Consider the following 13,362-nt stretch of genomic DNA (forward strand, 5'->3'; position numbering starts at 1 on the left):
CCGATTAGCGGCTTAGCGGTCGATCAGCGGCTGACCAGGCCGCTACAATACCCATCAAGCCTCCCCCGAACCCGTCATCCTGCGACCCGTCATGCATCTGAAATACCTTAGCGCCTATCCGGCCGCGCTACAGGACAAGGTTCGCCGGCTGATCGCCGAGCAGCAACTGGGCGCCTACCTCGCCGACCGATATCCGCAGCGGCACACGGTGCAAACCGACCGCGCGCTCTACGAGTACGTCGCCGACCTGAAGCGCGAATTCCTGCGCAGCGGCCCCGCCATCGACAAGGTCATCTACGACAGCAAGCTCGACGTGCTGCGGCATGCACTCGGCCTGCACACAACCATCTCGCGGGTGCAGGGCGGCAAGCTGAAGGCGAAGAAAGAAATCCGCATCGCCTCGCTGTTCAAGGAGGGCGCGCCCGAATTCCTGCGCATGATCGTCGTCCACGAACTCGCGCATCTGAAGGAAAGCGACCACAACAAAGCCTTCTACCGGCTTTGTGAGTTCATGCAGCCCGGCTATCATCAGACCGAATTCGACCTGCGTCTCTACCTGACGCATCGCGAGCTGGTGCGCGAACAGTCCACCTGAGCCCTACTCCCCGCAGAGGCAAGCCTGTGTCAGCAAGCAATCTTCAGTCTGGTGTTCTTCCGAATCTTCATCGGGGTCTTCATCTTTACGCGGACGCGCGACTCACCAGCCCCTATGCGATGTCGGTGTTCGTCGCCCTTCATGAAAAGGGCTTGCCATTCCAGTTCTCGACCGTCGATCTCGAACGCGAAGCTAATCGCGAACGCGACTTCGCCGCGCCGTCGCTGACGCAGCGGGTGCCGATGCTGATTCATGACGGCTTCACGCTGACGGAATCGTCGGCCATCACGGAATATCTCGATGAGGTGTTCGCAGGCACCCGCCTCTACCCGGCCGACACACACCAGCGCGCGCGAGCGCGCCAGGTGCAGGCATGGCTGCGCAGCGATCTCATGCCGATCCGGCAGGAACGCTCGACTGAAGTGGTGTTTTATCGCGCTTGCGATATCCCGCTCTCCGACGCGGCACATGTGGCCATCGACAAGCTGTTCGCCGCCGCCGAAGCGCTACTCGCGCACGGTGGCCCAAATCTCTTTAACGAATGGTGTCTCGCCGACGTGGATCTCGCGGTCATGCTCAACCGTCTCGTACTGAATGGGGATGCCGTGCCGCAACGCCTCGCGCACTACGCCACGTATCAGTGGCAAAGACCGTCCGTGCAGCGCTGGGTCAAGCTGGAGCGGCCCGCGGCTTGATGCCTTGACCAAAAGGAGTGGCCCGCCCTACACGATTCGAACGTGTGACCTACGGCTTAGAAGGCCGTTGCTCTATCCGTCTGAGCTAAGGGCGGAAAACAGGAGATAAGACTGGAATTTTAACGGCGCGTGCGAAGCCGCGCAGGGGCCGGATTATAACCGAACCTGAAAGACGGACTACGAAGCGGGACTACGAAGCGGGGCGACGAAGCAGCCTGCCAGGCAGCCCACCAGGCGGGCTGCGGCCATCGTCAGGCCGCTGCGCCCCAGGTTTCACGCCAGTGCCGCGCCGGCTCAGACCGGCTGTGCATGCAGCATGAACCAGCCAAGGCAGACGATGCCGGCAATCACGCAATACACGCCAAAACTCGCGAGACGCCCGCGGCCTTCGAAATAACGCATCAGGAAACGCACGCTCAGATAAGCCGCGATGGCCGTCAGCACGCCGCCGAGCAGCGCGTCGCCCAATTGGCCGGGCGCGTGAAACAGCTTCGGCAGTTCGAGAATACCGGCCGCGAAAATGATGGGCGTGCCGAGCAGGAACGAAAACTCCGCCGCTTTTTCCGAGGTAAGACCGGCCGCATTGCCGGCGATCATCGTCAGGCCGCTGCGCGAGAAGCCCGGAATCAGCGCGCCGATCTGCGCCAGTCCCACAAAAAACGCCTGGCGGAAGGTCAGCTTCTCGGGAGCCTGATGCACGCGTGCGCGCTGCAGACGGTCGCCGAACCACAACAGCACGCCATTGACAATCAGCGCCACCGCGACGATGCGCAGATCGTGGAACAGTAGCTCGAGCCGCTTTTCCAGCACGAGACCGACCACGCCCGCCGGAATCGTGCCGATGATCAACGCCCACATCATGTGGCCGTCGTCGTTGCGGCGACCGCCCAGCGAAGCGAAGAAGCCGCGGATCAGCGCGACCCAGCGCTCGCGGAAGTACCAAAGCAGCGCGAGCGCCGTGCCCAGATGCAGCGCGACGAGGAACGGCAGCAGTTGGGGCGCGTGGGCGTCAATGTGCATGCCGAACAGCGCGGGCACGAGCAGGGTATGACCGAGGCTGCTGACGGGGAACAGTTCCGTGACGCCCTGCAGCACGCTCAAAAAAATCAGAAACGACAAGCTCACGCGGCAGTCCTTTTAGTGAGTAATGAATCAAGGAGCAGCACGCCGGCCTGATGCAGCCGACGCCTGGAAGCGCACCGATTATGCCTGGCCGCTATGTCAGCGCCAAGCGTTTGCGCCACGTTTGGGGAAATTTCGCCGCCCGGCGTCACAACTCGATACGGTTGTTACGCCGCAGCAAGCCATCTGGCCGATTGCCTGGGCGAATCTTCGCAAATGAGGAACGGGAGGGATTTGCGCCGCAGGAAAGCGGCGCGGCAGGACTTGGGACAACCGGAGAGCGGCTACGGAGGCAACCTGTTGAATAACCGCAAGACAGCCACAGGGAAAGCTGAGACGGGCCGGCTGCCGCGTTTAACGCCCGAGCTGGTAAAAGAAATACACCGTGCTGACGGCGAACATGCCGAAAAGGGCTACGCCCATTGCCATTGCGAGATCCATCGCGCCTCCGGAGACAGTCAGGTCCGGCCCTCGATATGGCCGGTCAGTTCAGACGAATTATCGTCACCCCGGACGGCCCCGCGAACCCGTAATTGCCCGAGAAGGGTTTCCCCGTAGCTCAAAGCAGCGCAAAATCAGCCTCGCGCCGCGCATTTTGGCGCGGCCCGTCGAATTCACCGCCTTCAACTACACCGTGCAACATGGCCCAATTCCAGCATCAGGACATCATTGAGATCGCGCAGGGCGCTTCGCTCCTGCGTTTCGCGCCGCAAGCCGGCGGCCGGCTACTGTCGTGGCAGATCGACGGCCAGCAGGTGATCCACTGGCCCGACGCGGCCGACTGGAGCCAGCCCGCGCGCATTCGCGGCGGCAATCCGCTCCTCTTTCCGTTCCTTGGACGCCATCGCGTCGACGGCCAGATTGGCCGCTGGCGCGACGCCGCCGGCACGGTGCGCGATCTGCCGATGCACGGCTTCGCGCGCGACCTGCCGTTTGCGGCTGTGGTCGAACCCGCCAATGGCAGCGGCACCGCACTGCGCATGACGCTCGCCGATAGCGACGCCACCCGCGCGGCGTATCCGTTCAGCTTCCGTTTCGAAGCGGTCTACCGCCTCGTCGACGCCCATACGCTCGACGTCGAGCTGACGACCGTCAACACCGGCACGCCCGGCACGTCCGCGCTGCCCTACTACGCCGGTCACCACTTTTACTTCTCGCTGCCGCATACACAGCGCGGCAAAACCGTGCTGGAACTGCCGCGCACCGAAGGCCGCTACCAGAAGCCCGATGGATCGATCAGCGCCGCCGAGCCCGGCCAGGCAAGCTACACGCTCGACGAGGCCAAAATCATCGATTGCTTCCATGTTTTCGACGGCGCGCCGGATCAGCCGGTGCGACTCGTGGCGCCGGGCCTGAACCGCAGCGTCACGATCGACCTGAACCGGCCGGGCTCGGTGCCCTGGTACGCGGTCACCACGTGGACCGAAGCGGCGGAGTCGGACTTCTATTGCGTCGAGCCATGGCTCGGGCTGCCCGATGCGATCCACAACGGCCTTGGCCTGCGCTGGCTCGAACCGGGACAGACCGAGACGGCGGCGCTGCGCATCAGCGTCGACACTCTGCGCTGATTCGCCGGGCAAAAGGAGGCTCGCGCATGGCGGGCCTGCCTTCACGTGCCCATCCTTGCGACCGCCTGCGGTCTCAGCCGTTTCGCGTGCTGCACTGCAAAACCGTTAAAATCAGACGTTTATTTGCCCACCTGCTGCGTGACCGGGACCATCGGGGGCCGGCGCGGGATCGACGCCGGATCGGCGCGCGGCAGCGCTTTGCGAGGTCCAATGTTGGGAACAAGAAGAATGAAACGGCTTGCATGCGTGTCGTTGCTCGCCGTACTCGTCGCGTGCGGGTCTGCGCCGGTCGGCCCGGGGTTCTATCGCGTCGAACGGGGCGATACCTTGTCGAAAATCGCGCGCAGCAACCGGCAGTCGGTGCAAAGCATCGTGCGCTGGAACAATCTGCCGAATCCGGACAGCATCGAGGTCGGCCAGGTGTTGCGCGTCGCCCCGCCGGGCAATTCGGCGCCGGTGACGACCGCCACGGTCAGCGGCGGCAGCGGCGCCGCGCGCAGCAATGGCGGCCGTGGCGGCGCCGCTGCCGCGCCGGCGCCCCGCAGCGCACCGGACGATGCATCGCCGGCCGTGGCGCCCGCCAGTTCGATCTCGCTGATCTGGCCGGTCAACGGCTCGGTGATCCGCCGTTTCGACGGCTCGAACTCGAAAGGCATCGATATCGCCGCCAGCGCCGGCACGCCGGTGGTCGCGGCCGCGGCCGGCACGGTGGTATACGCGGGCAACGGCCTGCGCGGTTACGGCAACCTGCTGATTCTCAAGCACAACGCGGATTACCTGACCGCCTACGCGCATAACCGCGTGCTGCTCGTGAAGGAAGGCCAAAGCGTGACGCAAGGCGAGAAGATCGCCGAAATGGGCGACACCGACACGGATCGCGTGATGCTCCACTTCGAATTGCGCTACCAGGGCCGCTCGATCGATCCATCGCGCGCCCTACCGGCACGCTAATTGCGTCCTCGGTGACTTGGCTGGCTGCGTCGCGCGGGAACCTCGGCTCCCCGGCGACGCTCCATCAGACACTGGACACGGCGAACCACCGCGTCCGTCACCCACTCTGCGAGGAACCTCCGATGAAATCTGGCTGGACCTCAACGGCCGTCGCCGTGGCGGCGAGTTGCGCCGCCCTGACACTCCTGAGCCTCGGCGGTTGCGCCAGCTCGACCAAAATGACCTATTTGCCGAGCGGCGACACCGGCTTTGCCATCAATTGCAGCGGCAGCGACGCGAGCCAGAGCTGGGCCGAATGCTACAAGCGCGCGGGCGAAGTCTGCGGCTCGTATGGCTACGACGTGGTTTCGAAGGATGTCGACAATGGCGCGACATCGGGCGGGACGGTGGGCGGCATCTTCGGCGCCAACGTCAAGAACCGCTCCATGGTGGTGCGCTGCAAGCAGTAATAACGGGGCGGCGCATCTGCCGCCCGAGATCGCCCGCACGGCGGCATAGCGGGGGCAGGCACGAGACTTGATCGCGCGCATTTGCCTCGGACCTCGCGCTCGATGTCAATTAATCCGCAATAAATCGCATCGAATGCAACGCCATAATCGGACGAAAAAAAGCCCGGCTCTAGGCCGGGCTAACGGGGGTTCGGCGCATATCGGTAAAGGACCGGTTCACCATGCGCCAGTACGGAATCTATCAATGCATTCCGGCATATGCAATCAATTAATTGCGCAGATAATGTGAGTCGCCGCACGGAATACGCATTCCGTGAACATAAAATAGCGAGATAACTCGAATAAACCGAGTCAAATGAAACGGGATGGAAGCCTTGAGCAGGCTCCGAAATAAGGCATTGAAATCCCGCTGGGCCCTTGCCGCATATAGCCAGGTCGACAAGTCAAGGGTGGCAGGAAATCACGTGGGCGTGGTAAAAATATCTGCGCCTTAAAAGCGTCAGCTTCAACTTTTATAGCTTACAACCCTTGGTACGAAACCGCACGCATCGGCGAATTAAATCATCAATCTTTTTTTCAACCGCTCGTTTCTTTCATCGGATTTTCTGATTTATTCGCATCATGCGGAGCATTTTATCTGTTAAATATGCCGAGATAAACCTCTGAATGATCGATACCGCACATTCGGAATCGAGCCGCCTGGCATTGCGGCCATATCCGGATAACAGCGGCGCCGGCCATTATTTCGCTATTTGCGAATTCCGCCTCAAAGCACACGCAAACCCAGTTCGGTGACCAGAACCGCGGCCTGCTGATGCGAAATGGTGGCGCCCTTGAACAATCCCGCATCGACCAGCCGGACGCCGCTCAGGTCCACCAGACGCAGATCCGCGCCGTCGAAGCGGGCGCCCTTGAGATTGGCGTCCTTGAGACTGCCGCCAGCAAAAGTCGCCTCGCGAAAATCAGCGCCCGCCAGATCCGCATCGGAGAAATCGAGTTCCTGCAGCGTGGCTTTACGAAACGACAGGCCGCGCAGATACGCGCCGATCAGCAAGGTTTCCACAAAACTCAGCCCCAACGCGCTGCAATCCTCGAAATTCGCGCCGGTCAGCTTGCAGCCGTTGAAGCTGGCCGAGGCGAGCCTCGCGCGGCGCCAGGTCGTATTGTTGAGATCGCTCGACTGAAACGCGGCGTCGACGAGGTCCGCGGAAGCGAAATCCGCCTGCCGGCCGCGACAGCGCAGCCAGCGGCTCTGCGTCAGCGTCGCGCCGAAAAACGACGTCTCGGCGATCGTGCAACGATGAAATTCGACACCGCGCAAATCGAGCCGCGATAAGTCCGCGCCCTCGAAATCGCAATCTTCGAAGCGCAGCGGCTGCCGATGCGCGGCGAGAAGCTGCTGCACGTCTTCGCGAGCGAGCGTGACGCCGGCGACGGTATGAATGCCGGCGGCCGGCGTCGTAGAATTGTTCGGCATGAAAAAGCGATTCCTGTTCGGCGCGGCGTGCGCCGGCCCACGGACGGTGACGGTCCGGTGAAGTTAAGGCAAAAACGGCGCGTCCATCGGCGCAAAATGCCGGGCGTACCGGCGTCAGCTGCGGCCGTGACGCACGCGCCCATGGTTTATAGTAACGGCCCGCCGACCCGCAATCCGCTACCAAGATGACCTCGAACGACGCCGCCCATAGCCCGCTCTACCTCTCGCTGCTGGCCGAAACTGCGCAGATCGGCTGGCCGGAACTGGAGCGCTTCTTCGCCCGCGGCATCCTGCTGCGCGTCGCGCGCGACCTCGATCTGGTGAGCGTCGCCGAGGCTATCGCCAACGACGATACGACGCAAGTCACGCAGTGGCTGTCGGCAGGTCTGCTCGAACGGGTTCAGGCCGAGACCGCCGCCGATTTCGCCGCGCGCGATCCGGACCTCTGGGCCGTGGTGGTATCGCCGTGGGTCTGCGTGCAGGAACGCGGTTGACGGCGCCATGCCCCGTTTTGCCTGCGCATCGGCTCGCGCGCATTCCCGTTACGGGTTGAAACAAGCGCATACATATCGGGCAGGCCGCGCGTCCTAGAATGGCTGCAGCCCGCGCTCTCCGCGCGAACAGTCTGCGCGGGTCAGAAGCGCCGGCGTGCCCGCGTCGGCGCTTCGCCTTCATTCCGCCTTCTGCACGATCGGCTCGGGGTATCGCAGATTGCCGGGCGGGCACGCCACGCCGGCAATGCCGTTCGCACGCGTTTATTTCGGTGCGGCTTGCTGCGGTGCGGCCTGCGGCGCATCCGGCGTGTCGAGGATGGTCGGCGGACGGTCGTCGGTGGGCACGCCGTGGTAATCCGGCGGATCTTTTGGCGGCGGCCCGTGATGGCCGGCAGCGGGATCGTTCGAACAGCCGGCGAGAGCGGCCACGGCAAAAACAGCAGTCAAAAGGGCGCGATTCATAGACTCTCAAAAGTAAACCTAACGACGTAGGCGCGCCGAGAGTCTACCTGCAAAGCGCCAGCCGCCGCATCGACGGCGGCGCTGCGCATAGGGCATATGCATAGCCCATGCGTCGCGCATATGCCGTTTTGGCGAAGCGTGAACTACTATGTACGGATGGCTGCAATCGTCAAAGGAGGCTGCCATGGATACCGAATCGATCGCGGGTTTTATCGGGCTAGGTGTAGGCCTGCTGGTGCTGATAGGGCTGTCGATTTTCGAATCGCGGACCTATCGCCGTGAACACAACGGCGAAGGCATGATGCACCACTGGTTGTCGGAGCATCACCTGCTCAACTGGACGCGGCGCAGGCATTAAGCGGCAACGGTTCGCAGCGCCGCCGGCACTGCGAACCGCTTACACTCCCGCCTTCGCCAGCACAACCACCGAGACCCCAAGCGCCTCGCTCTGCGCATCCTCGTTGCGATACGAATGCGGCACGTGCCCTGGAAAGGCGAGCACATCGCCCGTCTCCAGAGCGTGCCGCTCTCCCGCTACGAAAATCGCGACGCGCCCTTCCATGCAGGTGAAATACTCGCGCGTGCCGGGCAGATGCGGCGTGCCGCGCATATAGGCACCCGGCGCGAAAGACATCGTCTCGAGAATGCCGTCCGGCATCGGCTCCGGGACCAGCGGGCGGATCGTCAAACCGTTGCCGCGATTTTGCGCCGAGATATCGTCCGCGCCCCACTTGCGCACCTTGGCGCGCGGCGACGCCAGCAGTTCATCGAGCGGCGCGCCGAGCGCCCCCGCCACCTTCATCAGCACCGCCAGCGACGGATTGCCCTCGCCCGATTCCAGATTCGCCACCGTCGAGCGCGGCACGCCCGAGGCCTTCGCGAGCCCTTCTTGCGTGAGCGCGCGGGCGTGGCGCAATGCGACCAGGTTGCGCGCCAGATGCTGCGCCGCATGTGACGCATCGGCTGCGCTCTCGCGTGCGGGTTCGTAAGCGGTCTCGTCCATCGTATCGACTTTCTGACAAGGAGTTGGACATCGCACTCGGCCGTGCGGCGTGGGGTTCCTATTATCGGGCCATCGAGACAGCAGAGGTAAAGCGCAACGTCTCGCCCTCAACGGAGAACCCGCATGAAATCAACCCACCCGAGCCTGCATGGCATTCGCGTCGCGCTCACCGGCGGCACCTCGGGACTCGGCCTTGCCTTGCTCGACGAACTGCTGGCGCGCGGTGCGAGCGTCGCCTTCGTCGCCCGGCGTGAACGGCGCGTGGCCGACATCGCAGCGGCGCGTTCGCACGCGGAGCGCGTGGTCGGCATCGTTGGCGACATCGCGAACAAGGCGGACATCTATCCGCTTGCGACGCAGATCAGCGGCGTGCTTGGCGGCGTCGACGTGCTGGTGAACAACGCCTCGGCGCTCGGCCCCGTGCCGCTCGCCCTGCTCGCCGACACGCCATGCGAAGACTTCGAGACCGCGCTCGCGACCAATCTGCTCGGACCGTTTCGCCTCACGCGCGCCCTGCTCGGCTCGTTGAGCGCCGCGGCACGCGAACACGGCGGCGCGCTCGTGCTGAACGTTTCGAGCGACGCGGCCATCCAGCCGTATCCCACATGGGGCGCCTACGGCGCGAGCAAAGCCGCGCTGCATCATATGAGTCGCATCTGGGACCAGGAACTGGCGGCGCAGCGCGTGCGGGTGTTGTCGCTCGACCCCGGTGACATGGACACGCCGCTGCACGCGCTGGCCGCGCCCGGCGACGACCCCGCCACCTTGAAGCGCCCCGCCGACGCCGCCCGCGAATTCGCCGATGCCATCGAATCTGCCTTGCAAGCCCTGCGGCAAGCCACGCCTGGGCGCGAAGAAACCACCACTGCGGAAGAAGGAGAACGGCCATGACGATGCGCGCTGCTACCCTGCCGATCCAACGTCCGCACGATGCACGCTTGCTGGTGATCGACCCGCGCGGCCACATCGAGCATCGTCCGCGAAGCACCTTTGCCGATTTGCTGCGACCCGGCGATTGCGTCATCGCCAACGATGCGGCCACGTTGCCGGCCAGCCTGCAAGGCATCCATGAACCCAGCGGATCGCAGATCGAAATTCGCCTTGCCGGGCGCGCGTCGCTCGATCCGAAAGACGTCGAACGGTTTAGCGCCGTGGTGTTCGGCGCGGGCGATTTCCATACGCCGACCGAAGCGCGTCTCGCCCCGCCCGTGCTTAAATCTCGCGACCGGCTGACGCTCGGCACGCTCGGCGCGACGATCGTGCGCATGCTGGATCATCCGCGACTTGTAGAGCTGCAATTCGACGGCGACGCCGCCCACATCTGGCGCGCCCTGGCGAAACAGGGCAAGCCGGTGCAGTACGCGCATCTGCACGATGCGCTGGCCTTGTGGGACGTGTGGACCGCGATCGCCGCACAGCCGGTGGCGTTCGAAGCACCATCGGCAGGCTTCGTGCTCGACTGGCGGATCGTCGAAACGCTGCACGCGCGCGGCGTTTCGTTCGCTACGCTCACGCATGCGGCCGGCCTGTCGTCCATCGGCGATGCCGCGCTCGATCAGCGCCTGCCATTCGACGAGCCCTACCGCATTCCCGCGACCACCGCCGCCCTGATCGCGGCGACGCGCGCCCGGCGCGGACGCGTCGTGGCGATCGGCACGACGGTGGTACGGGCGCTGGAGCATGCGGCGGCGCGCGACGGCATCATCCGCGCGGGCGATGGAGTCGCGACCCAGCGCATCGGGCCGCAGACGCAATTGCGCGTCGCCGACGTCATCGTCTCCGGCACGCACGAACCGGACACGAGCCACTACGCCCTGCTGCGCGCCTTCACCGATGCCGTGACGTTGCTGGATGCGAACGAGGCTCTCGCGACACATGGCTATCGCACGCATGAGTTCGGCGACTCGGTCTGGATCGAACGCCGCACCTGCGTGCTTCGCGATGGCCAGCCGCATCCCCGCCATGCAGGCGAACAGGAGCGATGCGTGACGTGTTGAATCGGGCATACGGAACGCCCGCTCCTGGTTTTTCGCAATTCGAGATTGACGCCCTCAGGTCTGACACGATATGATCTCTGATTCGTCGGAGCGTAGCGCAGCCTGGTAGCGCATCTGATTTGGGATCAGAGGGTCGTAGGTTCGAATCCTATCGCTCCGACCATAGAATCAAAGGGTTACACGTTTCGGCGTGTAACCCTTTTTCTTTTGTCTTTGGGTTTCCCTAATAATGACGTCCGGTTGAGCGGATTCAGACGGGCGGATTCAGACGGCCCCCCCCCCCCCGCTCACGGACTGAAGCCATTAGAAAGCCATTTAAGGATCGATCCGTGCGTAAATTCGTATCGCTCATCCTGCTGGCGGCATTCGCCGCAGCATTCGCGCCCGTCAGTGCCGAGGCGCATCCCCGTGTGGTGTGCAAACGTGTCTGGTATCGCGGCCATCTGGTGCGCCGCTGCCGGCCGGTGCCGCCGCCGCGTCATCATCATCGCCGGCCACCGCAGCGGCGCGGCAATTCCGTCTAACCCCCATGGACTACTTCGCCGCCGTTCGGGCCTTCGTTTGCGCAGCGGAACTGCAGAGCTTCAGCAAGACGGCGCACGAACTGGCCGTCAAGACCTCCACTGTCTCCCGCTACATCACCGAGCTGGAAAAAGATCTGGGCATCGCCCTCTTCAACCGCTCGACGCGTGGGCTCGTCCTGACAGAAGGCGGCAGGCTGTTTCGTGAGCACGCCATGCTTGCGCTGCAGGCGCTCGACGACGCGCGCGAGGTCACGTCGTCGCTCAATCGCACGCCGCAGGGCGTGTTGCGCGTCACCATGCCGCCGGCATTCGGGCGCCGTCATATCGTTGCGCATCTGCCGGATTTCATGGCGCGCTATCCCGCCATCGACCTCGATATCGTCTCGACCGACGAAACGCTCAACATGATCGACGCCGGCGTCGACGTCGCCATTCGCATCGGCGTGCTACCCGATTCGTCGTTGATGGCGCGACGCATTGCGCCGCATCGTCGTATCGTCTGCGGCAGCCCCGCGTATTTCGCGCGCAACGGCATGCCTCACGCCCCGCAGGATCTGGCCGCGCACGAAGTGCTGCGCCTGTCGCTCGTGCCGGACGACAAATGGTCTTTCACCCGCGCCGCTGCCGATGCGCAAGCGTCGCCGCAACAGGTGCTGGTGGAATTGCAGGGACGCCTGCGTGCGGACGATTCCGAAGCCGTGCTCGCGCTCGCCGTGGCCGGCTGCGGCGTGGCGCTTCTGCCAACCTGGCTCGCCTCCACCGCGCTGCGCGAAGGCCGCCTGCAGCATGCACTGCCTGAGTGGGAAGCGCGCATCGGACGCGCCGAACCCGCAGTCTGGGCGGTCTACCCGCCGAAGAAAATCGTCTCGTCGAAAGTACGTGCCTTCGTGGATTTCTACGCCGAAGCGTTCGGCGAGCCGCCGTACTGGGACGACGGACTCGCGCTATAGCGTCAACCTTAATGAGCGAAGCGGATGTCGAGCGTGCGCAGATAGGTCTGCAAGCCGGCGTCCTGAATCGGAATCACGTAGGCGTTTTCGTTCGTTTCGTTGAAATGCGCGTGCCAGTATCCCGGCGGCGTGACGAACGCCATGCCCGCTTCCCAATCGACGCGAGTCGGATTCACGATATTGCCCTCGCCGTCCAGTTCGGTTCCGACCAATGTATAGACGCCCGGCTTGCCCCCGGCGATGAAGTCGAGCGCAATCGACTGGTGCCGGTGCGGCTTCTGCACGGAATGAGGCGGCACGATGCCGAACATGGCCCACAGCACGTGCGTGACCGTGCGCGTCTGCGGGAAGTTGGCATTGCCCATCAGCACGCTGATACGGTTGCGCCGTCCCGCATTGGCTTCTTGCGCGACCTTGCGCAATTCGGCCTGCGCCAGGGCGGCCGGATAGCGTGTGGGCGCAAAGCGCGCCTGCACGCCGGTCGTGCCCAGATAGGTCAGAAGCGGCGCATCGTTGACGTAATAAAGCGTCGCCGTCGCGTCCGCGGACAACACGGCGGCATGGCCGCCTGGCAGCGTGAAGAAATCGCCTTGCGCGAACGGAAAGCTCGTTTCGCCCTGCGTCACGCTGCCCGTTCCGCTGATGACGTAGCAAACCTGCGAGGTCGCATTAGGGTCGAGCGTCAACGCATCGCCCGCGTTGATACGCAGGAAGTTGGCGCTCAAGCCGGGACCGGTCGCGGGACCGGGACAGCCCAACTCCGCCGACAGGTCGAGCGGTACGATGCGGGTTGCGCCGTCCGCATAAAGCGAGGGCGCGAAGTTACGGAACGGCACGCGCGAGATGAGCTTCGCGCCAATCGGATTGGCGGACGAGGTGTATTCGAAGTATTGCGCGTCGTCGGTCGCGATGGTGGATTCGGCGAGAAGCGCGGGGGACGTTTTCGTCAGCATGATCTACTCCTTTTTGCTTGATGGGAGCTTCGTGCGGGTCTTCTTTGCGAGAGGAGCCGCGGCCAGAAGCTGACCTGACTTTAGGCGTGCGGCCGGGGCGCCAGAAGTGCCGTCGATCGAAT

Annotated in this window: 16 protein-coding genes and 2 tRNA genes; 12 read left to right on the forward strand and 6 right to left on the reverse strand. The window is 64.0% G+C overall.

Annotated elements, in window-relative coordinates:
* The first annotated feature begins 91 nt into the window (after positions 1-91).
* Together FQ755_RS21100 and yfcF are read left to right on the forward strand one after the other, a co-directional pair.
* A complete protein-coding gene (locus FQ755_RS21100) occupies positions 92-595 on the forward strand; it encodes a M48 family metallopeptidase (RefSeq protein WP_144156716.1) in 504 nt (167 codons plus the stop codon).
* 26 nt (positions 596-621) lie between these two features.
* On the forward strand, positions 622-1,290 hold the full coding sequence (gene yfcF / locus FQ755_RS21105; RefSeq protein WP_260858737.1) for a glutathione transferase: 669 nt from the start codon (positions 622-624) through the stop codon (positions 1,288-1,290).
* A gap of 18 nt (positions 1,291-1,308) precedes the next feature.
* Here the strand turns inward: yfcF and FQ755_RS21110 are convergent.
* Positions 1,309-1,385, reverse strand: a tRNA-Arg gene (locus tag FQ755_RS21110).
* A 199-nt stretch (positions 1,386-1,584) separates the two neighbouring features.
* Positions 1,585-2,415, reverse strand: coding sequence for an undecaprenyl-diphosphate phosphatase (locus tag FQ755_RS21115; RefSeq protein WP_144156717.1), 831 nt, complete (start codon positions 2,413-2,415; stop codon positions 1,585-1,587).
* Between the two features lie 638 nt (positions 2,416-3,053).
* On the opposite strand from FQ755_RS21115, the gene FQ755_RS21120 reads away from it, so the two are divergent.
* The 3 genes from FQ755_RS21120 to FQ755_RS21130 all read left to right on the forward strand — a co-directional run bounded on the left by FQ755_RS21120 (position 3,054) and on the right by FQ755_RS21130 (position 5,380).
* Complete coding sequence (locus FQ755_RS21120) at positions 3,054-3,980, forward strand: aldose epimerase (protein WP_144156718.1); 927 nt, start codon at positions 3,054-3,056, stop codon at positions 3,978-3,980.
* Positions 3,981-4,190: 210 nt separating this feature from the next.
* Positions 4,191-4,931: a peptidoglycan DD-metalloendopeptidase family protein gene (locus FQ755_RS21125; RefSeq protein WP_144156719.1), complete on the forward strand. Its 741-nt coding sequence runs from the start codon at positions 4,191-4,193 to the stop codon at positions 4,929-4,931.
* Positions 4,932-5,053: 122 nt separating this feature from the next.
* Positions 5,054-5,380 carry a hypothetical protein gene (locus FQ755_RS21130; protein WP_144156720.1) on the forward strand — a complete coding sequence of 109 codons (327 nt, stop codon included), beginning with the start codon at positions 5,054-5,056 and terminating at the stop codon, positions 5,378-5,380.
* A 766-nt stretch (positions 5,381-6,146) separates the two neighbouring features.
* Here the strand turns inward: FQ755_RS21130 and FQ755_RS21135 are convergent.
* The gene (locus tag FQ755_RS21135) at positions 6,147-6,857 is read right to left on the reverse strand and encodes a pentapeptide repeat-containing protein (RefSeq protein WP_144156721.1); all 711 of its coding nucleotides are present in this window, start codon (positions 6,855-6,857) and stop codon (positions 6,147-6,149) included.
* Between the two features lie 185 nt (positions 6,858-7,042).
* On the opposite strand from FQ755_RS21135, the gene FQ755_RS21140 reads away from it, so the two are divergent.
* Positions 7,043-7,351 (forward strand): DUF2288 domain-containing protein, encoded by a 309-nt coding sequence (locus FQ755_RS21140; protein WP_144156722.1) that lies wholly within the window; start codon positions 7,043-7,045, stop codon positions 7,349-7,351.
* A gap of 261 nt (positions 7,352-7,612) precedes the next feature.
* Here the strand turns inward: FQ755_RS21140 and FQ755_RS21145 are convergent, their stop codons facing one another.
* Positions 7,613-7,813: a hypothetical protein gene (locus FQ755_RS21145; RefSeq protein ID WP_144156723.1), complete on the reverse strand. Its 201-nt coding sequence runs from the start codon at positions 7,811-7,813 to the stop codon at positions 7,613-7,615.
* A 184-nt stretch (positions 7,814-7,997) separates the two neighbouring features.
* Between FQ755_RS21145 and FQ755_RS37550 the strand changes: the two genes are divergently transcribed.
* On the forward strand, positions 7,998-8,171 hold the full coding sequence (locus tag FQ755_RS37550; protein WP_186308614.1) for a hypothetical protein: 174 nt from the start codon (positions 7,998-8,000) through the stop codon (positions 8,169-8,171).
* 39 nt (positions 8,172-8,210) lie between these two features.
* On the opposite strand, the gene FQ755_RS21150 is transcribed toward FQ755_RS37550, so the two are convergent.
* Positions 8,211-8,816 (reverse strand): helix-turn-helix domain-containing protein, encoded by a 606-nt coding sequence (locus FQ755_RS21150; RefSeq protein ID WP_144156724.1) that lies wholly within the window; start codon positions 8,814-8,816, stop codon positions 8,211-8,213.
* Between the two features lie 123 nt (positions 8,817-8,939).
* On the opposite strand from FQ755_RS21150, the gene FQ755_RS21155 reads away from it, so the two are divergent.
* The 5 genes from FQ755_RS21155 to FQ755_RS21175 all read left to right on the forward strand — a co-directional run bounded on the left by FQ755_RS21155 (position 8,940) and on the right by FQ755_RS21175 (position 12,287).
* A complete protein-coding gene (locus FQ755_RS21155; protein ID WP_144156725.1) occupies positions 8,940-9,707 on the forward strand; it encodes an SDR family NAD(P)-dependent oxidoreductase in 768 nt (255 codons plus the stop codon).
* Positions 9,704-10,813 (forward strand): S-adenosylmethionine:tRNA ribosyltransferase-isomerase, encoded by a 1,110-nt coding sequence (locus tag FQ755_RS21160; protein ID WP_260858739.1) that lies wholly within the window; start codon positions 9,704-9,706, stop codon positions 10,811-10,813. Before FQ755_RS21155 ends, FQ755_RS21160 begins: the two co-directional genes overlap by 4 nt.
* A gap of 86 nt (positions 10,814-10,899) precedes the next feature.
* A tRNA-Pro gene (locus FQ755_RS21165) sits at positions 10,900-10,976 on the forward strand.
* Positions 10,977-11,142: 166 nt separating this feature from the next.
* The gene (locus tag FQ755_RS21170) at positions 11,143-11,337 is read left to right on the forward strand and encodes a hypothetical protein (protein ID WP_144156726.1); all 195 of its coding nucleotides are present in this window, start codon (positions 11,143-11,145) and stop codon (positions 11,335-11,337) included.
* A 5-nt stretch (positions 11,338-11,342) separates the two neighbouring features.
* On the forward strand, positions 11,343-12,287 hold the full coding sequence (locus FQ755_RS21175; protein ID WP_144156727.1) for a LysR family transcriptional regulator: 945 nt from the start codon (positions 11,343-11,345) through the stop codon (positions 12,285-12,287).
* Positions 12,288-12,295: 8 nt separating this feature from the next.
* On the opposite strand, the gene FQ755_RS21180 is transcribed toward FQ755_RS21175, so the two are convergent.
* Positions 12,296-13,240: a cupin domain-containing protein gene (locus FQ755_RS21180; RefSeq protein ID WP_144156728.1), complete on the reverse strand. Its 945-nt coding sequence runs from the start codon at positions 13,238-13,240 to the stop codon at positions 12,296-12,298.
* Between the last annotated feature and the right edge of the window lie 122 nt (positions 13,241-13,362).

It is taken from the genome of Paraburkholderia sp. BCC1885 (genome assembly GCF_900996235.1).
Taxonomy (GTDB): domain Bacteria; phylum Pseudomonadota; class Gammaproteobacteria; order Burkholderiales; family Burkholderiaceae; genus Paraburkholderia.